Source organism: Bradyrhizobium sp. Pa8, from assembly GCF_052588265.1.
The window spans coordinates 61614-81020 of the sequence record NZ_CP176767.1 but is presented as its reverse complement, the minus strand read 5'-3'; the positions used below and the strand labels follow the sequence as shown (position 1 = coordinate 81020).

At 63.9% G+C, this 19407-nt stretch carries 19 protein-coding genes; 7 read left to right on the top strand and 12 right to left on the bottom strand.

Going from position 1 to position 19407, the window contains the following annotated elements:
* Positions 1 to 148 precede the first annotated feature (148 nt).
* On the top strand, positions 149 to 952 hold the full coding sequence (locus tag ACKWRH_RS00345) for a HesA/MoeB/ThiF family protein (RefSeq protein WP_039155124.1): 804 nt from the start codon (positions 149 to 151) through the stop codon (positions 950 to 952).
* Between the two features lie 9 nt (positions 953 to 961).
* Here the strand turns inward: ACKWRH_RS00345 and ACKWRH_RS00340 are convergent, their stop codons facing one another.
* Positions 962 to 1969 (bottom strand): aldo/keto reductase, encoded by a 1008-nt coding sequence (locus ACKWRH_RS00340; RefSeq protein WP_445218864.1) that lies wholly within the window; start codon positions 1967 to 1969, stop codon positions 962 to 964.
* A gap of 120 nt (positions 1970 to 2089) precedes the next feature.
* On the opposite strand from ACKWRH_RS00340, the gene ACKWRH_RS00335 reads away from it, so the two are divergent.
* On the top strand, positions 2090 to 3001 hold the full coding sequence (locus ACKWRH_RS00335; RefSeq protein ID WP_445218863.1) for a LysR family transcriptional regulator: 912 nt from the start codon (positions 2090 to 2092) through the stop codon (positions 2999 to 3001).
* A 3-nt stretch (positions 3002 to 3004) separates the two neighbouring features.
* Here the strand turns inward: ACKWRH_RS00335 and ACKWRH_RS00330 are convergent, their stop codons facing one another.
* Entirely contained in the window at positions 3005 to 4006 is a 1002-nt protein-coding gene (locus ACKWRH_RS00330; RefSeq protein WP_014490950.1) for a 2-hydroxyacid dehydrogenase, read from the bottom strand.
* A gap of 312 nt (positions 4007 to 4318) precedes the next feature.
* On the opposite strand from ACKWRH_RS00330, the gene ACKWRH_RS00325 reads away from it, so the two are divergent.
* Complete coding sequence (locus tag ACKWRH_RS00325) at positions 4319 to 4849, top strand: SH3 domain-containing protein (protein ID WP_014490951.1); 531 nt, start codon at positions 4319 to 4321, stop codon at positions 4847 to 4849.
* 178 nt (positions 4850 to 5027) lie between these two features.
* Here ACKWRH_RS00325 and irrA read toward each other — a convergent pair whose 3' ends face one another.
* Positions 5028 to 5519 (bottom strand): iron response transcriptional regulator IrrA, encoded by a 492-nt coding sequence (gene irrA / locus ACKWRH_RS00320; RefSeq protein WP_063980150.1) that lies wholly within the window; start codon positions 5517 to 5519, stop codon positions 5028 to 5030.
* Between the two features lie 352 nt (positions 5520 to 5871).
* Between irrA and fabA the strand changes: the two genes are divergently transcribed.
* The 3 genes from fabA (at position 5872) to fabI (ending at position 8595) form a co-directional block, all read left to right on the top strand.
* Entirely contained in the window at positions 5872 to 6393 is a 522-nt protein-coding gene (gene fabA / locus ACKWRH_RS00315) for a bifunctional 3-hydroxydecanoyl-ACP dehydratase/trans-2-decenoyl-ACP isomerase (RefSeq protein WP_445218862.1), read from the top strand.
* Between the two features lie 39 nt (positions 6394 to 6432).
* Entirely contained in the window at positions 6433 to 7656 is a 1224-nt protein-coding gene (gene fabB / locus ACKWRH_RS00310; RefSeq protein WP_028155417.1) for a beta-ketoacyl-ACP synthase I, read from the top strand.
* A gap of 138 nt (positions 7657 to 7794) precedes the next feature.
* Positions 7795 to 8595, top strand: coding sequence for an enoyl-ACP reductase FabI (fabI, locus tag ACKWRH_RS00305; RefSeq protein ID WP_445218861.1), 801 nt, complete (start codon positions 7795 to 7797; stop codon positions 8593 to 8595).
* A 112-nt stretch (positions 8596 to 8707) separates the two neighbouring features.
* Here fabI and ACKWRH_RS00300 read toward each other — a convergent pair whose 3' ends face one another.
* From ACKWRH_RS00300 to ACKWRH_RS00280, 5 genes are all read right to left on the bottom strand, one after another.
* Positions 8708 to 9304, bottom strand: a complete 597-nt coding sequence (locus tag ACKWRH_RS00300) for a glutathione S-transferase family protein (RefSeq protein WP_445218860.1) — start codon at positions 9302 to 9304, stop codon at positions 8708 to 8710.
* Between the two features lie 112 nt (positions 9305 to 9416).
* Positions 9417 to 10133 (bottom strand): hypothetical protein, encoded by a 717-nt coding sequence (locus tag ACKWRH_RS00295; protein WP_445218859.1) that lies wholly within the window; start codon positions 10131 to 10133, stop codon positions 9417 to 9419.
* A 106-nt stretch (positions 10134 to 10239) separates the two neighbouring features.
* Entirely contained in the window at positions 10240 to 11076 is an 837-nt protein-coding gene (locus ACKWRH_RS00290) for a hypothetical protein (RefSeq protein WP_445218858.1), read from the bottom strand.
* A gap of 90 nt (positions 11077 to 11166) precedes the next feature.
* Positions 11167 to 11631, bottom strand: a complete 465-nt coding sequence (locus tag ACKWRH_RS00285; protein WP_445218857.1) for a GNAT family N-acetyltransferase — start codon at positions 11629 to 11631, stop codon at positions 11167 to 11169.
* Positions 11632 to 11709: 78 nt separating this feature from the next.
* Positions 11710 to 12636, bottom strand: a complete 927-nt coding sequence (locus ACKWRH_RS00280) for a LysR substrate-binding domain-containing protein (RefSeq protein WP_445218856.1) — start codon at positions 12634 to 12636, stop codon at positions 11710 to 11712.
* 114 nt (positions 12637 to 12750) lie between these two features.
* Between ACKWRH_RS00280 and katG the strand changes: the two genes are divergently transcribed.
* Positions 12751 to 14916, top strand: coding sequence for a catalase/peroxidase HPI (katG, locus tag ACKWRH_RS00275; RefSeq protein WP_445218855.1), 2166 nt, complete (start codon positions 12751 to 12753; stop codon positions 14914 to 14916).
* Between the two features lie 79 nt (positions 14917 to 14995).
* Here katG and pnp read toward each other — a convergent pair whose 3' ends face one another.
* The 4 genes from pnp to rbfA form a co-directional block, all read right to left on the bottom strand.
* Positions 14996 to 17152 carry a polyribonucleotide nucleotidyltransferase gene (pnp, locus tag ACKWRH_RS00270; protein ID WP_038944019.1) on the bottom strand — a complete coding sequence of 719 codons (2157 nt, stop codon included), beginning with the start codon at positions 17150 to 17152 and terminating at the stop codon, positions 14996 to 14998.
* A 376-nt stretch (positions 17153 to 17528) separates the two neighbouring features.
* The gene (gene rpsO / locus ACKWRH_RS00265; RefSeq protein ID WP_008131787.1) at positions 17529 to 17798 is read right to left on the bottom strand and encodes a 30S ribosomal protein S15; all 270 of its coding nucleotides are present in this window, start codon (positions 17796 to 17798) and stop codon (positions 17529 to 17531) included.
* Positions 17799 to 17800: 2 nt separating this feature from the next.
* Positions 17801 to 18919, bottom strand: coding sequence for a tRNA pseudouridine(55) synthase TruB (truB, locus tag ACKWRH_RS00260; RefSeq protein WP_445218854.1), 1119 nt, complete (start codon positions 18917 to 18919; stop codon positions 17801 to 17803).
* Positions 18919 to 19347 carry a 30S ribosome-binding factor RbfA gene (rbfA, locus tag ACKWRH_RS00255; RefSeq protein ID WP_445218853.1) on the bottom strand — a complete coding sequence of 143 codons (429 nt, stop codon included), beginning with the start codon at positions 19345 to 19347 and terminating at the stop codon, positions 18919 to 18921. Before rbfA ends, truB begins: the two co-directional genes overlap by 1 nt.
* Between the last annotated feature and the right edge of the window lie 60 nt (positions 19348 to 19407).

The following is a 19407-nucleotide window of genomic DNA, read 5'->3' as shown; positions in this document are numbered from 1 at the left end:
ACAATGTTGGGGCGGTTCAGTTGGTGCCCCTCATTCTGCGGAGCCGCGAAGCGGCGTCTCGAAGGCCGAGCTGCCGCAGCGGGGGCCTTCATGGTTCGAGACGGCGCTTTGCGCCTCCTCACCATGAGGGTCGAGAGGAAGGACGACGATGCTGAGCCCGGACGAACTCGAACGCTATGCCCGCCATATCGTGCTGCGCGATGTCGGCGGGCCGGGCCAGGCTGCGCTGAAGCGGGCCTCCGTGCTGGTGATCGGCGCCGGCGGGCTCGGCGCGCCCGCGCTGATGTATCTGGCGGCCGCCGGCGTCGGCACGCTCGGCGTGGTCGATGACGACGTGGTCTCGCTGTCAAACCTCCAGCGCCAGGTGATCCATACGACACCCGATATCGGGCGGCACAAGGTCGAGAGCGCGGCCGAGCGGATCTCCGCGCTCAATCCGCATGTCCGCTTCGTCGGCCACGCCACCTGGCTCAATGCCGACAATGCGCTGAGCATGATCGGAGACTACGATCTCGTGCTCGACGGCTCCGACAATTTCTCGACGCGTTACCTGGTCTCGGATGCCTGCTTCTTCGCGAAGCGGCCGCTGATCACGGCGGCGCTCGGCACCTTCGACGGCTCGCTCACCACCATCCGCGCGCATGAGAAGAACGAGCAGGGCGTGTTCAATCCGACCTATCGCTGCCTGTTTCCGGAAGCGCCGCCGCCCGGCACGGTGCCGGCCTGCGCGGAGGCCGGCGTCATGGGCGCGCTTGCGGGCGTGATGGGCTCGATGATGGCGCTGGAGGCGATCCGCGAGATCGTCGGCTTCGGCGACGGCCTCGTCGGCCGCCTCCTGATGATCGACGCGCGCGCGATGCGCTTCGAGACGCTGCGCTACGCGCGCGATCCGGCCAATCCGCTCAACGGCGATGGGCCTGTCATCACTGACCTCAGCGCCCATCGCACCTGATCGCTGCTACTACCTCGTGGCCGGCTTCTCGCTGTCGAGATGCGCCATCTGCTCGGCTGCGTAGCGCGTGCCGGAAGCGACGTCGGGCGGAAATGCTTTTGCAAGCGCCGCAAGATGCGCCGGCGTCAGCGTTACCTTCGCCGCGCCGAGCGCTTCGGTGAGACGGTTGCGCGTGCGTGCGCCGACCAGCGGTATGATCTGTTTGCCCTGCGCCGCTACCCAGGCGATCGCGACTTGCGCCGGCGTTGCGCCGATCTCGGTGGCAATCGCGCGGAGGGATTCCACCAGCGCGAGATTGGCGTCGAGATGTGCGCCCTGGAAACGCGGCGTCATCAGCCGGTAATCCCTGCCGGTCTTGCCGCTGTCCTTCGACCAATGGCCGCTGATCAGGCCGCGCGCCAGCACGCCGTAAGCGGTGATGCCGATGCCGAGCTCGCGGCAGGTCTTGAGGATATCGCGTTCGATGCCGCGCTCGATCAGCGAATATTCGATCTGGAGATCGGCGATCGGATGCACGGCGTGCGCGCGACGGATGGTGTCTGAGCCCACCTCGGACAGGCCGATATGCCTGATGTAGCCGGCCTTCACGAGATCGGCGAGGCCGCCGATGGTCTCTTCGATCGGGACGTTGGGATCGAGACGCGCCGGGCGATAGACGTCGATGTAGTCGGTGCCGAGACGCTGCAGCGAATAGGCCAGGAAGTTTTTGGTCGCGGCCGGCCTTGTGTCCATGCCGGCGAACTCGCCGGCGGGACCGCGCAGCGCGCCGAACTTCACGCTGATCTGCACTTTTTCGCGCGACACATCCTTCAGGGCCTCGCGCACCAGCATTTCATTATGGCCCATGGCGTAGAAATCGCCGGTATCGAGCAGCGTGATGCCGGCATCGAGCGCCGCATGGACCGTGGCGATGCTTTCGCCGCGGTCGGCGGGGCCATAGACCTCCGACATGCCCATGCAGCCGAGACCAAGGGCGGAGACGGTCGGGCCGGTTGAACCGAGTTTGCGCTGTTCCATGATGGCTCTCTTTGAAAAGGCGGCAACCTGATCGCGCCGCGTGACGAGGCCAGATATGCGCCTGACCGATTAGGCCGATAAGCTGGACAATCCAGAATGGCTTGTTCACATTAGAGAACAATGGCCGAACCCGATCTGCGCGATCTCGACGTCTTCGTGGCGGTTGCCCGCACCCGCAATTTCCGGCGGGCGGCGGTCGAAATTCGCGTGTCGGTGTCGAGCCTTAGCCAGCGGCTGCGGGACCTGGAGGAGCGCCTCGGCGTCCGCCTGATGAACCGCACCACCCGCAGCGTCGCACTGACCGAGGCGGGCGAGCTGCTGTTGTCCCGCATCGCTCCGGCGCTGCGCGATGTCGGCGATGCCCTGGACCAGGTCCGCGGCCTGCGCGAGGTGGCCTCGGGCCGCCTGCGCATCAACGCACCGCCGCCGGCGGTCGATCTCGTGCTGGCGCCGATGGTCGGGCCTTTCCTTGCGACCTACCCGCAGGTCGACCTCGACATCGTTTCCGAAAGCGGCTTCGTCGACATCGTCAGCGCGGGCTACGATGCCGGCGTGCGCTATGGCGAGCACCTCGCGCAGGACATGGTGGCGATCCCGCTGAGCGGTCCGCAGAGCTATGTCGTCGTCGCATCGCCTGCGTACATCGCGCGCCGCGGCAAGCCGAAGCATCCGAAAGATCTGCTCGACCATGACTGCATCCGCGCCCGCTACTCGAGCGGCGTCATGCACGATCTGGAGTTCGAGAAGGCTGGCCAGCTCGTGAAGGTCGATCCGCCGGCAAAGCTGATCTCGACCAACATGGGCCTTGCCATGCGCGCCGCGCTCGACGGCGCGGGCATCTGGGCAACGCTCAATGGCTACGTCCATGACGCCGTGACGTCCGGCGCGCTGGTCAGCCTGATGGAGGATTGGTGCGAGCCCTTTCCGGGCCCGTTCCTTTACTATCCGAGCCGGCGTCAGACGCCGCCCGCGCTACGCGCTTTCATCGATTTCGCCGCGGACTGGCGCAAGCGCGAAACGCGTGGCAAATAAGCCTCAGAGCATGCTCGGCAGCACGCGATCCGGCGGCTTGTGCGCGTCGAGGAAGGTGCGGATGTTGATGATCACCTTCTCGCCCATCTCGACGCGGCCCTCGATCGTGGCCGAGCCCATATGCGGCAGCAGCGCCACCTTGCCGGCCTTGGCGAGCCGCACCAGCTTTGGATTGACCGCGGGCTCGTGCTCGTAGACGTCGAGGCCGGCGCCGCCGATCTCGCCGCCTTCGATCAGCTTGATCAGCGTGTCCTCGTCGGTCACCTCGCCGCGCGCGGTGTTGACGATGTAGGCGTCCTTGCGGATCAGCTTCAGCCGCCGCGCCGACAGCAGATGATAGGTCGCCGGCGTGTGCGGACAGTTCACCGAGATGATGTCCATCCGCGCCAGCATCTGGTCGAGGCTTTCCCAATAGGTCGCCCCTAACTCTTCGGCGATCTTCGGCGCCACGGGGCGGCGATTGTGGTAGTGGATCTGGAGGCCAAAGGCGCGGGCGCGGCGCGCGACCGCCTGGCCAATGCGGCCCATGCCGATGATGCCGAGACGCTTGCCGCCGATGCGGTGGCCGAGCATCCAGGTCGGCGACCAGCCGGGCCAGGGCTTTCCTTCGGTCAGGATCGAGGCGCCTTCGATCATCCGGCGCGGCACGGCCAGGATCAGCGCCATGGTCATGTCGGCGGTGTCTTCGGTCAGAACCTTTGGCGTGTTGGTGACGGTGATGCCGCGGGCATGCGCGGCCTCGACGTCGATGTTGTCGACGCCGTTGCCGAAATTGGCGATCAGGCGGAGCTTGCAGTCGGGCTGGTTGACGATGTCGGCGGTGATGTGGTCGGTGACGGTCGGAACCAGCACGTCGGCGGTGCGCGCGGCTTCAGCGATCTGCTCGGCCGACATCGGTGTGTCCTCGAGATTGATCCGCGCGTCGAACAGCTCGCGCATCCGGGTCTCGATCGAGTCCGGCAGCTTGCGCGTCACCACCACGAGGGGCTTTTTCTTCACCGACATGTCATGCCCTCATGAGGCTCCGCAAGCCGCCTCCGTCACCAAAGGCCGGCCGTTGAGGCCTCATTAACCCGGTTGTTCGACACTGCCTTTGCCGTGTCGTCCCCGGCGCTTCCTTCAAGCTCTCCCGACATTTCCGACCGGAAAATCGGGGCAAACTGGTTGTTCAAGTGTCCGTCCTCTCTAGCAGAAGGCCGGGCCAAGACAAGAACCACGGGTTAAGGCTTCGGGAACACGGGAGACGGGCTTGCGCGGCAGGTTCGGAATTTGGGGTGAGGGCCCGGCGCGGCGGGGCCCTCGACAGGAGACGGGTTGATGGCGTTGGGGCGTTTTTGTTCGGTGATGGCGCTCGTTTGCACCTGGTTGAGCGCCTCGGTCAGCCCCTCCCATTCGGCGAAGGACAGCACCCCCCAGACCGCGAGCGGCCTGCCGGTGCCGCGTTATGTCAGCCTCAAATCGGATCATGTGAACGTCCGCGCCGGCCCGACCAAGGACAATGACGTCGCCTGGGTCTACACCCGCGCCGGTCTGCCGGTCGAAATCACCGCCGAGTTCGAGAACTGGCGTCGGGTGCGCGATTCCGAAGGCGCCGAGGGCTGGGTCTATCACTCGCTGCTGTCGGGCCGCCGCACCGCGGTCGTCACCATGAAACACAAAGACGACCTCGCGCCGATCTACGACCGCGCCGATCTCGACAGCGCGGTTGCGGCCAAGCTCCAGGCCGGCGTCGTCACGCAGGTCAAGAAGTGCACTGCAAACTGGTGCCGCGTCACCGGCAACGGCTTTGACGGCTGGATCCAGCAGGAGCGCCTCTGGGGCGTCTATTCGGACGAGCAGGTCAACTGACGCGAAGCAGGGCGAGTTGTTGCTCCAGCGTCATGCCCGGGCATAGCCGTCCGAAGGACGGCGTCGCTTCCGCTCGCCCTTGTTCCGGGAGTCCACAGACTTTTGAACCTAGCTCAAAAACGTGGATGGCCGGGACAAGCCCGGCCATGACGATCTCAATTCGATTTCAGGACGATGTTCAGCGCTTCTTGCGCAGGCGCACGACCATGTCGATGCGCGCGATCTCGTAACCCTCGGGCACCTCCGGCATCTTGGACAGCGCCAGATGCGGATCCTCGATATCGACCAGCTCGTGGCTGTTCTCGAGGTAATAATGGTGGTGGGTGGTGACGTTGGTGTCGAAATAGGTCTTCGTGCCGTCGACGCTGACCTGGCGCAGCAGGCCGGCATCGGTCAGCTGGTTCAGCGTGTTGTAGACGGTCGCGAGCGACACCGGCACCTTGGCCAGCGTCGCCTCCTCATAGAGCATTTCAGCCGTGAGGTGGCGAGCACCCTTGCCGAACAGAAGCCAGCCGAGCGCCATGCGCTGGCGCGTCGGACGAAGCCCCGCGGACTGGAGCATTTCGTTGACGTCGTGCCACGGGCAGCCGGTCAAGGCCGGCTGGCGGCCGGACAGGAGGGCGGCGGAATGGACGTCGTCGTCGTGATGGGGCGCGGGATTCTCGCTCATTTCCAGATTTCGGGCACACGTGGACACTGTATCTATATGCAATATATGGACAGATAGATGCAGATGCAAGTTTCTCGCAACTAGAGAGGTTCTAATGAGAAGTGGAACCGGGCGAGCAGGTGGTCACTTTACCTTCATGAGATCGCTTTGCCACCCGAAATGCCTGTGTTAGAGAGCCCGCGGTTCCGCTTGGCCGATTATGGCGCAGCCGGGCATTGAGGCCGGGCTCGCAGCCCATCCGGGCTCGTGGTAGTCGCGCCTGACGACGTTAATTGGCGCGGCTTTCCGAACGAAACGGGGCCCATTTTCGCCAGAAACGCCGCTCAATCGGGGTTAGAACAGAGGCTTCCGCATGCTGAACAGGCGCAACGGTTACGAATACGAAGATCTGCTGGCATGTGGCCGCGGCGAAATGTTCGGCCCGGGCAATGCCCAGCTGCCGCTGCCGCCGATGCTGATGTTCGATCGCATCACTGATATCAACGACAATGGCGGCGAGTTCGGCAAGGGAGTGGTGCGGGCCGAGCTCGACGTGAAGCCCGACCTCTGGTTCTTCGGCTGCCACTTCAAGAACGATTCCGTCATGCCCGGCTGCCTCGGTCTCGATGCGCTGTGGCAGATGGTCGGCTTTTTTCTGGGCTGGACCGGGGGCGAAGGTCGCGGCCGCGCGCTTGGCCTGAACGAATTAAAGTTCAGCGGCCAAGTGCTGCCCGAGGCCCGCAAGGTTGTGTACAACGTCGATATCAAACGCGTGATGCGTTCAAAGCTCGTGCTCGGCATCGCCGACGGGTGGCTTTCGGTCGATGACCAGATTATTTATCGCGCGAAGGATCTGAAGGTCGGCCTGTTCAAGCAGGGCACGAACCTGAGCTGAGCGCATCACCACGAAGACAACGATTAAGGCGAGGCTGTCATGAGGCGGGTTGTGGTCACCGGGATGGGTATCGTCTCGTCGATCGGAAACAACACCCAGGAAGTGCTTGCGAGCCTCCACGAGGCGAAGTCGGGCATTTCGCGGGCTGAGAAATATGCCGAACTCGGTTTCCGTTCGCAGGTGCAAGGTGCGCCGACGATCGATCCCGCGACGGTCGTCGACCGGCGTGCGATGCGCTTCCTCGGCCAGGGCGCCGGCTGGAATCACATCGCGATGGAGCAGGCGATCCAGGATTCCGGTCTGTCGCCCGACGAAGTCTCCAATATCCGCACCGGCATCATCATGGGCTCCGGTGGCCCGTCCGCCCGCACCATCGTCGAATCCGCCGACATCACCCGCACCAAGGGACCGAAGCGCGTCGGACCGTTTGCCGTGCCGAAGGCGATGTCGTCCACGGCCTCCGCGACGCTTGCGACCTGGTTCAAGATCAAGGGCGTGAACTATTCGATCTCCTCGGCCTGCGCGACGTCGAACCACTGCGTCGGCAACGCCTATGAGACGATCCAGATCGGCAAGCAGGACGTCATTTTCGCCGGCGGCTGCGAGGAACTGGACTGGTCGCTCTCGGTGCTGTTCGACGCCATGGGCGCGATGTCCTCGAAATACAACGACACGCCCGCCACCGCCTCGCGTCCCTATGACGTCAACCGCGACGGTTTCGTGATTGCCGGCGGCGCCGGCGTGCTGGTGCTGGAAGAGCTCGAACATGCCAAGGCGCGCGGCGCGCGCATTTACGGCGAGATCGTCGGCTACGGCGCGACGTCGGACGGCTACGACATGGTCGCGCCCTCCGGTGAAGGCGCCGAGCGCTGCATGCGCATGGCGATGTCGACAGTGAAGACCAAGGTCGATTACATCAATCCGCACGCGACCTCGACGCCGGCCGGCGATCCGCCGGAGATCGACGCGCTTCGCCGCGTGTTCGGCGCCGGCGAGAAGTGCCCGCCGATCTCGGCGACCAAAGCGCTGACCGGCCACTCGCTCGGCGCGACCGGCGTGCAGGAGGCGATCTACTCGCTGCTCATGATGAACAACGGCTTCATCTGCGAGAGCGCTCACATCCAGGAGCTCGATCCCGTATTCGCCGACATGCCGATCGTGCGCAAGCGCATCGACAACGTCAAGATCGGCACCGTGCTGTCGAATTCCTTCGGCTTCGGCGGCACCAACGCCACGCTGGTGTTCAGCCGGCTGGATGTGTGACGTCATTGCGGACGCACTGGTAGTTTTTTCGTCATGGCCGGGCTCGTCCCGGCCATCCACGTCTTTGCTACCGGTTGCGAAAGAACGTGGATGCCCGGGACAAGCCCGGGCATGACGAAGAGCGGAGAGTAGTGGGCAATGGAAGGTTTGATGAAAGGCAAGCGCGGTCTGATCATGGGCATCGCCAATGATCATTCGATCGCCTGGGGCATGGCGAAGACGCTGCATGCCCACGGTGCCGAGCTTGCCTTCACCTTCCAGGGCGAGGCGCTGGGCAAGCGCGTCAAGCCGCTGGCCGAGCAGCTCGGCGTGGAATTGGTGCTGCCTTGCGACGTCGAGGACATCGCCAGCGTTGACGCGACCTTCGCCGTGCTGCGCGAGAAATGGGGCAAGCTCGATTTCGTCATCCACGCCATCGGCTTTGCCGACAAGAACGAGCTGAAGGGCCGCTACGCCGACACCAGCCGCGAGAATTTTTCGCGCACCATGGTGATCTCCTGCTTCTCGTTCACGGAGGTCGCAAAACGCGCTGCCGAGCTGATGACGGAGGGCGGCAGCATGATCACGCTGACCTTCGGCGCCTCGGAGCGCGCGATGCCGAACTACAACGTGATGGGCGTGGCCAAGGCGGCGCTGGAGGCCTCCGTGCGCTACCTCGCCTCCGATTTCGGACCGCGCGGCATCCGCGTCAACGCCATCTCCGCAGGCCCTATCCGTACGCTCGCCGGCTCGGGCATCGGCGAGGCGCGTGCGATGTTCGGCTTCATGCAAAAACATTCGCCGCTCCGCCGCGGCGTCACGCTCGACGAGCTCGGCGGCTCGGCGCTGTATCTGCTGTCGGATCTCTCCGGCGGCGTGACCGGCGAAATCCACTATGTCGATTCCGGTTACAACATCGTCCTGATGCCAAGGCCAGACGACCTGAAATCGTCAGAGTGATTTCGTAGGGTGGGCAAAGGCGCAGAGCGCCATGCCCACCATCTCTCCCCGATCGCAGAAAGACGTAGTGGGCACGCTCCGCTTTGCCCACCCTACGAGTTCTTAGCTTGCCTCAACCCGCCGCGATTGTCTCCGCGCGCTGGAACGCCGGTCGCGCCATGCAGCGCGCGAGATAGGCATCGAAGGCCGGGCGTGACGGCACCATCTTGAACAGGCGCACCGCAAAATTCAGGCCGGAGCCGACCGTGACGTCGGCGGCGGAAAACTCGTCGCCGAGAATCCACGGTCCCTTGGCGAGTGCGGCCTCGAGCACGTCGAAGACCTGCGTCGCGCTGCCCCAGGCCGCGGTCGAGGTCGGGATCTCGATCTTGGTGAAGATCTGGATGATGGCAGGCTCGATGCAGCCCGGCGAAAAGAACAGCCATTGCAAATAGCGCGCACGACGCGGATCGGTCATGGCGGGCGCCAGCTTCGCTTCGGGATAGCGGTCGGCGATGTAGGCGCAGATCGCAGCGGCTTCGCCGAGCGCGGCATCGCCGTCGCTGAGCGCCGGCACCTTGCCCATCGGATTAACCTTCAAATAATCCGGCGCTTTCTGCGCACCGGTCGAGATGTCGGTCAGCACGCGCTCATAGGGCAGGCCGCTCTCTTCCATCAGCCAGAGCGTCGTGAACGAGCGCGAGCGAGGCGACCAATAGAGCTTGATCATGGGAGCGAGCCTTCCATTCGTGTGAGGCAGGGCGCCATTCATTGCCTCTTTGCGTTGGATGCGCAACGCACTACGCCTAGATGGATGATCCGTTCTGCCAGCGATATCTTGGTCAACGCGACGGACGTTGCAGCAGGGCCGGCAGCGTCTTGTCGAGGCTCTTGATCAGCATCGTGCGCACGCCGTCGCGCAGCACCGCATTGTTGACCGCGTCCGCGGGCTTTTCGGGAAACATCGCGCGGTCCACCTGCATTGACGGGCCGCCAAGCGAATTGTGCATCACGCGCTCCGTAAACGTGTTCTCGGTCATCAGGGCCGGCGCCTCCTTGATCAACGCGAAGGTCGCGCCGTCATAGACGCGGATGTACATCATCGCGAAGAGATGTACGGGCCCGTTGAGAGGGTACTGCGAGATCCCGATGCCGAATTCGCGCTGGCTTCCGCCGTGCCGGTGTACGACGACGTAGCGCTCACACCGGACCTTCGTTGCGAGAAGCCGAACGAAATTCTCGATATCGGACCCGACGCGGTAAGAGGCGAATAGACGCGGTTGGTCACGGCCTCCGGACTTGAGATCGTCCTTCGTGAAGGGAACTCTCCTCACGAAACTGCCCGGTGCAGCGGCGCGAACGCGCGAGACGACGATGTCGTCGAGCGCCCATGCCGCAACAGAGACTCGAGAGTATTTATCCAGGAGGGTAACGGGCCCAAATTTCTCGACCATGAACACAATGCCGGCGATCGGAATCACGCCGATCTGGCATGGACCGCTCTCAACCGGCGCGCTTGGTGCGACGGTGGCCGGCTTCCTAACCAAGGGCTTGACCATTTCCGGCTTCGGCGCCGGCTGCACACGATCTCCTGCAGGAGACATCAGTGCATACGAGGCCAGGGCGGCTGCAACGGCGAGAACGTTGATCATCGTCCGACGATTCTCACTGCGCGAAATACCGCGGCAGGATTTTATCCAGCCGCTTCGTCAGAAAGTCGCGCGTGGTGTCGCGCAGGGCGGTGTTGTTGGCGGCGTCCGCGGCCGTCTCCGGAAACATGGACTTGTCCACCTTCTGCAAAAGCTCGTTCGAAACGAAATTGTCTGCCATATGCTTCATGACACCTTCGAATGTTACGGCGGGGCCCTTCATGATTTCGAAGGTGCGGCCATCGACCCATGTCACGCCAATATAGGCGAAGACATATGCATATGAGATGAGACCGACACCCCGGCTGAAGATGCCGACGCCGCTGAGCGACTGATTGGTTCCGTCAAGCTGTCCTTCGCTGCGCATGACGACGAGATAGCGCTCGCAACCGGCATTACCTGCGACCTGCCGGATCAGGTTCGACAGCTCTTCGCGCTGATTGCGGAACAGGCCGGATTTGGGGTGGTAGTAGGAATCGAGCGCGCCCTTGCCGTAAGTGATCCGTCGCACCGGCGTGTTGCCTGCTGCGGCCCGCGCCCGCGCAAAGACAAGATCGTCAAGGCCCCAGGATACCGGGACTTCGGCATAGTCGTTGCCGAACACGGTCAGACCGATCTTCTGGACGACGAAGATGTCCCCGGTCCCCGCAATCACGCCGACGCCACAAGGATCGACCGTCGCCGGCTCCGCAGGCTTGGCTGTCGCCTTAGGCTTCGCCGTCGCTTTCTTGTCTGTCGGCTTTGCCTGTGGTGCGGTCTGAGCGGCGGGAGCGGTGGTTGCGGGAGGGGTTTGCGCTGCTGCCGAAGTCAGGAAGGACAGCAGGATGAGCACCGGGGCAGCAAATCGAAACATGAATTCCAAGGATCAGAGGCGGGAGGTCATCGGATACGCCACACTAGGGTCGGATCGTGACAACCGCAAGCTGCAGCCCGGGATCGCTGTCTATCCGGTGAGCCGCGGCCGCCTCCACCGATAGTACTTCATCATAAACCCGTTCGACGGCTCGATCTCTTCCTTCTCGAATACAAACCCTTCGCGCTCGTACCAGCGCCAGGCTTTTTCGTTTTCGCGGACGCAGCGCAGGTACATCTCATCGGGCATTTGCGTGCGCGTGAAGGCGAGCAACTGCCGTCCGAGCGATTGCCCCTGGTAGGCAGGCCCGACGAAAAGCATGTCGAGATAGAGTTTTGGCAGATGCAGCGCCAGCATGGCGGCGATCGTGCCGTGATCGTCGACGACGAACAGGCTCCAGCCGTTCTCGATCTCGCGCCTTATGCGTGCGCGCAGATTTGCCAGCAGGAACTCACTCGCCTCGGCGAGGCCGGTCGAGACCCAGCTTTCCATCCAGACGCGGCCGATCTCGTCATATTCGTCGGTGCGCGCGGGACGGATGATGGGATCAGGCATTGGTGCTCTCGGTTCGATCTGCCCGCCATGCGCGGGAGGTCACTTCAATGATCCCTGCTTTCCCGGAAAATTCCCGCTTCAAACCCGTTGGCTGCGCACGGCCTGCTTCGGACGCACCTTGCCGGCCGACAGGCACACCACTTCCGAAATCTGGAGCAGTTGCCGCGCCAGCGGACTGGTCTTGCGCCAGACCATGCCGATCGTGCGCGAAGGCTCCGGGTCGCGAAAGCGCGAAAGCGAAACTGAGGCCGATCGTGTTTCCACCGACACCGCCATTTCCGGAATCAGGGTCACACCGATGCCGGCGCTGACCATCTGGACCAGCGTCGACAGCGAATTCGCATCCAGCATCTCGCGCGGCGGCGCCGATTGCATGTTGCAGAACGACAGCGCCTGATCGCGGAAGCAGTGCCCCTCTTCGAGCAGCAGCAGCCGCATCTCGCGCATCATCTCGCGCGATGGCACTGGCGTACCTTCGTCGGAGCCCGGTCGCACCAGCAGGAATTTTTCGTCGAACAGCGCGACTTCGGTGAGCGAAGGTTCGGACACCGGCAGTGCAACGATGGCCGTGTCGAGCCGGCCTTCCACCAGTTCCTGGATCAGCCGCGGCGTCATCGTCTCGCGCACGCGGATGTCGAGCTCCGGATGCATGCGCGTCAGATTCTTGGTGATCTTCGGCAGCAGATACGGCGCGATCGTCGGGATCATGCCGATCCGCAACCGGCCCGCAAAGCGGTCCTGCGAGGCGCGCGCGAAATCGCCGAGTTCATCGACCGAGCGCAGGATGTCGCGGACGCGCGGTGCGAGCTCCTCGCCGAACCGGGTCAGCGCCACCTGCCGGGCGCTGCGCTCCAGCAGCAGGCCGCCGAGCGCCTCCTCCAGTTCCTTGATCTGCATCGACAGGGCCGGCTGGGAGATCGAGCTTGCCTCCGCCGCGCGGCCGAAATGGCCGTGACGCGCCAGCGCGTCGAAATATCTGAGCTGGCGCATCGTCACGTTGGCCATCAGAAAATCCTATCGCAGCGATCATTAAAGTCAACTTCCCCTGATCGAATGCGAAGCCTAGAGTAATTCTACCTGGTCAAGGGCGCGAGTTCGACGCCACCAGAGGAGGTATTCATGGATGACACTTCGAAGTGCCCGTTTTCGGGCGGAAAACCCACGCGCGTGAACCGCGACTGGTGGCCGACCCAGCTCAGCATCGAGATGCTGCACAAGAATTCCACCCTGTCCGATCCGATGGGCAAGGAGTTCGACTATGCCAAGGAATTCAAGTCGCTCGACCTGAATGCCGTCATCAAGGACCTGACGGCTCTGATGACGGACTCACAGGAATGGTGGCCCGCCGATTTCGGCCACTATGGCGGCCTCATGATCCGCATGGCCTGGCACAGCGCGGGCACGTATCGCACCACGGACGGCCGCGGTGGCGCCGGCGCCGGTCAGCAGCGTTTCGCACCGCTCAACAGCTGGCCCGACAACGCCAATCTCGACAAGGCGCGCCGTCTGCTCTGGCCGATCAAGCAGAAATACGGCCGCAAGATCTCCTGGGCCGATCTGATGGTGCTCGCCGGCAACGTCGCGCTGGAATCGATGGGCTTCAAGACCTTCGGTTTCGCCGGCGGCCGCGCCGATGTGTGGGAGCCGGAAGAGCTCTATTGGGGTCCTGAAGGCACGTGGCTGGGCGACGAGCGCTACAGCGGCGAGCGCCAGCTCGCCGAGCCGCTCGGCGCGGTGCAGATGGGCCTGATCTACGTCAATCCGGAAGGCCCGAACGGCAAGCCTGACCCGGTCGCCGCGGCCAAGGACATCCGCGAGACGTTCGCCCGCATGGCGATGAACGACGAGGAAACCGTCGCACTGATCGCCGGCGGCCACACCTTCGGCAAGACCCACGGCGCGGGCGATCCGTCGCTGGTCGGTCCGGAGCCGGAAGCGGGCGCGCTCGAGGATCAGGGCCTCGGCTGGAAGAGCAAGCACGCTTCGGGCCTGGCGGGCGATTCCATCACCAGCGGTCTCGAGGTGACCTGGACGACGACGCCGACGAAGTGGAGCAACAACTTCTTCGAGAACCTGTTCAAGTACGAATGGGAGCTGACGAAGAGCCCGGGCGGCGCGAATCAGTGGACGGCCAAGGGTGCCGAGGCGATCATTCCTGATGCCTTCGACAAGTCGAAGAAGCACCGGCCGACGATGCTGACGACCGACCTCTCGCTGCGCCTCGATCCGGCCTACGAGAAGATCTCGCGTCGCTTCCTGGAGAACCCGGATCAGTTCGCGGACGCCTTTGCCCGCGCCTGGTTCAAGCTCACCCATCGCGACATGGGTCCGATCCAGCGCTATCTCGGCCCGCTGGTGCCGAAGGAAACGCTGATCTGGCAGGATCCGATTCCGAAGGTGAACCACGAGCTGGTCGGCGACCAGGACATCGCCGCGCTGAAGACCAAGATCCTGGCGTCGGGCCTCTCGGTCTCCGAGCTGGTCTCGACCGCCTGGGCGTCGGCTTCGACGTTCCGCGGCTCGGACAAGCGCGGCGGCGCCAACGGCGCGCGTATCCGTCTTGCCCCGCAGAAGGATTGGGAGGTGAACCAGCCGGCTCAGCTCTCCAAGGTGCTCGGCAAGCTCGAAGCAATCCAGAAGGACTTCAACGCATCGGCCGGTGCGAAGAAGGTTTCGCTCGCCGACCTCATCGTCCTCGGCGGTTCTGCCGCGGTCGAGAAGGCTGCGAAGGATGCCGGCGTTGACGTGAAGCTTGGCTTCACGCCGGGCCGCATGGATGCCTCGCAGGAGCAGACCGACGCGGACTCCTTCGCTCCGCTGGAGCCGCGGGCCGATGGCTTCCGCAACTATGTCGGCAAGAAGCATCAGTTCCTGCAGCAGGAAGAAGCCCTCGTCGATCGCGCGCAGCTGTTGAAGCTCTCCGGTCCCGAGCTGACCGCGCTCGTCGGCGGTCTGCGTGTGCTCGGCGCCAATGCGGGCGGTTCGAAGCACGGCGCCTTGACCTCGAAGGTCGGAACGCTGAGCAACGACTTCTTCATCAACCTGCTCGACATGAGCGCGCAGTGGACGCCGGCGGCTGATGGCACCTACGAGGCCCGCGACCGCAAGACCAACGCGGTGAAGTGGACCGGCACGCGCGCCGATCTGATCTTCGGTGCGCATTCGCAGCTCCGTGCCTTCGCCGAGGTCTATGCCTCGTCGGACGCCAAGCAGCAGTTCGTGCAGGACTTCGCCAAGGCCTGGACCAAGGTGATGAACCTCGACCGGTACGACCTCGCGGCCTGATCCCCGAGCTTTAAGCAAGCGACAAACAAAAAGGGCGGCCGAGAGGCCGCCCTTCGTGTTTCTGATGTGGCTAAAGCGATTACTCGCCGGCCGCTTCGCGCGGGGCCTTCTCGCCGTCGCCGCCCTTGCCTTCGAGGTCTTCGCCGGTGGTCTGGTCGACCACCTTCATCGACAGCCGGGTCTTGCCGCGGTCGTCGAAGCCGAGCAGCTTGACCTTGACCTTGTCGCCTTCCTTGACGACGTCGGAGGTCTTCTGCACGCGCGCCGAAGCGAGCTGGCTGATGTGGACGAGACCGTCCTTGGAGCCGAAGAAGTTCACGAAGGCGCCGAACTCCATCACCTTGACGACGGTGCCGTCATAGATCTGGCCGACTTCCGGATCGGACGCGATCGACTTGATCCACTTGATTGCGGCCTTCATCGCCTCGCCGTCGCTGGAGGCGACCTTCACGGTGCCGTCGTCCTCGATGTTGACCTTGGCGCCGGTCTTCTCGACGATCTCGCGGATCACCTTGCCGCCGGTGCCGATCACTTCGCGGATCTTGTCGGTGGCGATCTTGAAGGTCTCGATGCGCGGCGCGTATTCGCCGAGCTCGGCGCGGGCGTTGGTGAGCGCCTTGGCCATCTCGCCGAGGATGTGGATACGACCATCCTTGGCCTGACCGAGCGCGACCTTCATGATCTCCTCGGTGATGCCCTCGATCTTGATGTCCATCTGGAGCGAGGTGATGCCCGCTTCCGTGCCGGCCACCTTGAAGTCCATGTCGCCGAGATGGTCTTCGTCACCGAGGATGTCCGAGAGAACCGCGAAGCGCTTGTCTTCGAGGATCAGGCCCATCGCGATGCCCGCGGTCGGCCGCTTCAGCGGCACGCCGGCATCCATCAGCGCCAGCGACGCGCCGCAGACCGAAGCCATCGAGGACGAACCGTTCGACTCGGTGATCTCCGACACCACGCGCGTGGTGTAGGGGAACTCGTGATGCGGCGGCAGCACCGGGTGGATCGCGCGCCAGGCCAGCTTGCCGTGGCCGATCTCGCGGCGCTTGGTGCCGCCGAGGCGACCGGTCTCACCGACCGAGTAGGGAGGGAAGTTGTAGTGCAGCAGGAACGTCTCTTTGTACGTTCCGGACAGCGCGTCGATATACTGCTCGTCCTCGCCGGTGCCGAGCGTGGTCACGACCAGCGCCTGGGTCTCGCCGCGGGTGAACAGCGCCGAGCCGTGGGCGCGGGGCAGCACGCCGACTTCGGCGATGATGTTGCGCACGGTCTTGCTATCGCGGCCGTCGATGCGCTTGCCGGTGTCGAGGATGTTCCAGCGAACGATCTTGGCTTCCAGCTCCTTGAACACGCCGGAGACGCGCAGCTTGTCGTATTTCGGCTCCTGCCCTTCGGGGAAGTAATGGGCGATCACCTTTTCCTTGACCTTGCCGACCGCGGCGTAGCGATCCTGCTTGACCGGAATGGCGTAGGCGGCGCGCAGCTCCTGCTCGACGAGGCCGAGCATTTCCTTCTCGAGCGCCGAATTGTCGATCACCGTGACTTCGCGCGGCTCCTTGGCGGCCTTCTCGGCGAGCTCGATGATGGCGTTGATCACCGGCTGGAAGTGGCGGTGACCGAACATCACGGCGCCGAGCATGATGTCCTCGTTGAGCTCCTTGGCTTCCGATTCCACCATCAGCACGGCGTCGGCCGTGCCGGCGACGACGAGGTCGAGCTGGGTGTCGACCATCTCGTCGAGCGTCGGGTTGAGGATGAACTCGTCATTGGCGAAGCCGACACGCGCTGCGCCGATCGGGCCCTTGAAGGGCGCGCCGGACAGGGTCAGCGCGGCCGATGAGGCCACCAGCGCCACGATATCGGGATCGTTCTCCATGTCGTGCGACAGCACGGTGACGATCACCTGGGTCTCGTTGCGCCAGCCGTCGACGAACAGCGGACGGATCGGACGGTCGATCAGGCGGGAGACCAGCGTCTCCTTCTCGGTCGGACGGCCCTCGCGCTTGAAATAGCCGCCGGGAATGCGGCCGGCTGCGTAGGTCTTCTCCTGGTAGTCGACCGTCAGCGGCAGGAAGTCGACGCCTTCGCGCGGCGCCTTCGCCGCGACGACGGTGGCGAGCACCACGGTCTCGCCATAGGTGGCGACGACGGCGCCGTCGGCCTGACGCGCGATCTTGCCGGTTTCGAGCTTGAGAGGGCGTCCACCCCAGTCGATCTCGACTGAATGCTTATTGAACATAGAGGTCTTCTTTCATGGGTTCTCGAAAGAAGGACGGGCCGAAAAACAAAAACCATGCGCAAGATTGCGGGACGTTGATCGAAGCGGGCGATCAGCGTCCTGCGATCCTGCCATGGTTTTCGGATTTCGGATGGCGTCCATCCTTTCGGGTCATACCGGCGCCTTGCCCGTTGTGCCCAGCCGCCGGATTGCTGCTGGACTGTCAGTCGGCACGAACGCGAACACCGGATTGCGGTCCTCGCCCATCGTGCCCCGGATGCTCGCCGTCAGCGGCTCGCACCCGACGCGCACGCAGCCTCGATCAAAAACCTTTAAACAAACGCTTTCGCTCGAAACCGCGCACGAAAACGCGCGCCAGTGGCGCGCGCGGGAACACTTAACGACGAATGTTGTGCTTCTCGAGCAGCGCCTTGTAACGCGCCTCGTCCCTCTTCTTGAGGTAGTCGAGCAGCGAGCGGCGGGTCGAAACCAGCTTCAAGAGGCCGCGACGCGAATGGTTGTCCTTCACGTGGGTCTTGAAATGGTTGGTCAGGTTGTTGATGCGTTCCGACAGGATCGCGACCTGAACCTCCGGCGAGCCGGTGTCGCCGGCCTTGTTGGCATTCGTCTTGATGACTTCCGCTTTGCGTTCTGCGGCAATCGACATCGTCAATTTCTCTCGTTGCGACCGGTGCTGGCAGTCAGACCGGTCAGGTTGAACACACGCTTGGGGATGATTTCGCCGTTGCCGACTTCAGCAAGCGCCAATAGACGGCCTGCCACCGTGACATAGACTGTGCCGCTACTAGTGGGCGCATCCCGTCCGCGCAACAAAACGGCCTGGCCCCGATGGAGCCTTGCCGCATCAGCCCGAGTGACGGCCAGTGCCGGGATGTCGTCCAGCGCGGTCTCAACGGGCATAAGCGCGTCGGCGAGGCTGCCCTCGCCGGACGCGGCTCTATCGCATAAAGCCTCCAACTGATCCAGCGGAATCATGTCGTTCTCGTCAAATGGGCCGACCAGGGTCCGCCGCAGCGCGCAGATATGGCCGTAAGTGCCGAGAATCCGGCCCATATCGCGGGCCAGCGCCCTGACATAGGTGCCCTTGCCGCACTCGGCTTCGAACACCGCCCGGTCGTTATCCGGTTGATCCACAAGGGTTAAATGGTGAATTTCGACCGGGCGCGGGGCCAGTTCCACGACCTCGCCGTCGCGGGCGAGGTCATAGGCCCGCTCGCCCTGGACCTTGATCGCGGAATAGCGCGGCGGGATCTGCTCGATCACCCCGGTGAAGCGGGGCAGCAGGGCCAGGATGGCCTCCCGGGTCGGGCGCTGGTCGGAGGTTGCGGTCGCCCGGCCCTCGATGTCGTCGGTATCGCGCTCCTCGCCCCAGCACACGGTGAACTGGTAGCGCTTGCGGCCGTCCATCACGAACGGAACCGTCTTGGTGGCCTCACCGAGCGCGATCGGCAGGCCGCCGGAGGCGAGCGGGTCGAGCGTGCCGGCGTGTCCCGCGCGCTTGGCGTTGAACAGGCGCTTGAGCACCGCGACCGCCTGGGTCGAGGTCATGCCGATCGGCTTGTCGAGCACGACCCAGCCATGGACATCGCGGCGGTCGCGGCGCGGCTGGTTGCCCTTCTGCTGCTTGGCACGGGGGTCGTTGTTGACGCGGCGCGGCTCCTGATGCGGCTGGGAATCGCCGCCGAGATCCGCAAAATTATTTTTCTGCACGTCGCGCTGATCGGTCTCTTCGCCGCCGATCGTGCCGTGAGCCGGGTCCATCGTCATCACTCTTCTTCCCGATCCGAATCCGGATCCTGTTCCAGGTCCTTCTGCACCGCAGGTGTTCGCAAAAGCTTCTCGATCCGTTCCGCTTCGTCGAATCGTTCGTCGACGCGGAAACGAAGGTCAGGTGCAAATTTCAGGTTAACGCGCCGCGCGACTTCGCCGCGCAGGAACTTCTTGTTGCGCTCGAGCGCAGCGATGATGACCTCGGTGTCGCGGCCACCGAGCGGCATCACGTAAACCGTCGCGAGCTTCAGGTCGGGCGACATCCGAACCTCCGGCACGGTGATGATGTGACCTTCGAGGTCCGCATCATGCACATTGCCTTGCGCCAGAATCTCGGCCATCGCGTGGCGAACCTGCTCGCCGACACGCAGTTGGCGTTGCGAGCCGCCCGGCGCGGAACTTTTCTTCTGATGGTGGCGGGGCATGGTTGAAAATCACCTCGTCGTGCCCGCGTTTGGGACACGAGCATTGTCATTTGTCCTGTT

Coding starts and splice junctions, on each gene's coding strand:
- fabB (WP_028155417.1), top strand. CDS start 6,433: ATGAGGCGGGTTGTGGTCACCGGGATGGGTATCGTCTCGTCGATCGGA.
- fabA (WP_445218862.1), top strand. CDS start 5,872: ATGCTGAACAGGCGCAACGGTTACGAATACGAAGATCTGCTGGCATGT.
- katG (WP_445218855.1), top strand. CDS start 12,751: ATGGATGACACTTCGAAGTGCCCGTTTTCGGGCGGAAAACCCACGCGC.
- rpsO (WP_008131787.1), bottom strand. CDS start 17,798: ATGTCGATTGCCGCAGAACGCAAAGCGGAAGTCATCAAGACGAATGCC.
- ACKWRH_RS00290 (WP_445218858.1), bottom strand. CDS start 11,076: ATGTTTCGATTTGCTGCCCCGGTGCTCATCCTGCTGTCCTTCCTGACT.
- ACKWRH_RS00345 (WP_039155124.1), top strand. CDS start 149: ATGCTGAGCCCGGACGAACTCGAACGCTATGCCCGCCATATCGTGCTG.
- fabI (WP_445218861.1), top strand. CDS start 7,795: ATGGAAGGTTTGATGAAAGGCAAGCGCGGTCTGATCATGGGCATCGCC.
- pnp (WP_038944019.1), bottom strand. CDS start 17,152: ATGTTCAATAAGCATTCAGTCGAGATCGACTGGGGTGGACGCCCTCTC.
- ACKWRH_RS00295 (WP_445218859.1), bottom strand. CDS start 10,133: ATGGTCAAGCCCTTGGTTAGGAAGCCGGCCACCGTCGCACCAAGCGCG.
- ACKWRH_RS00335 (WP_445218863.1), top strand. CDS start 2,090: ATGGCCGAACCCGATCTGCGCGATCTCGACGTCTTCGTGGCGGTTGCC.
- ACKWRH_RS00325 (WP_014490951.1), top strand. CDS start 4,319: ATGGCGTTGGGGCGTTTTTGTTCGGTGATGGCGCTCGTTTGCACCTGG.
- ACKWRH_RS00285 (WP_445218857.1), bottom strand. CDS start 11,631: ATGCCTGATCCCATCATCCGTCCCGCGCGCACCGACGAATATGACGAG.
- truB (WP_445218854.1), bottom strand. CDS start 18,919: ATGACGATGGACCCGGCTCACGGCACGATCGGCGGCGAAGAGACCGAT.
- ACKWRH_RS00300 (WP_445218860.1), bottom strand. CDS start 9,304: ATGATCAAGCTCTATTGGTCGCCTCGCTCGCGCTCGTTCACGACGCTC.
- ACKWRH_RS00330 (WP_014490950.1), bottom strand. CDS start 4,006: ATGTCGGTGAAGAAAAAGCCCCTCGTGGTGGTGACGCGCAAGCTGCCG.
- ACKWRH_RS00280 (WP_445218856.1), bottom strand. CDS start 12,636: ATGGCCAACGTGACGATGCGCCAGCTCAGATATTTCGACGCGCTGGCG.
- ACKWRH_RS00340 (WP_445218864.1), bottom strand. CDS start 1,969: ATGGAACAGCGCAAACTCGGTTCAACCGGCCCGACCGTCTCCGCCCTT.
- rbfA (WP_445218853.1), bottom strand. CDS start 19,347: ATGCCCCGCCACCATCAGAAGAAAAGTTCCGCGCCGGGCGGCTCGCAA.
- irrA (WP_063980150.1), bottom strand. CDS start 5,519: ATGAGCGAGAATCCCGCGCCCCATCACGACGACGACGTCCATTCCGCC.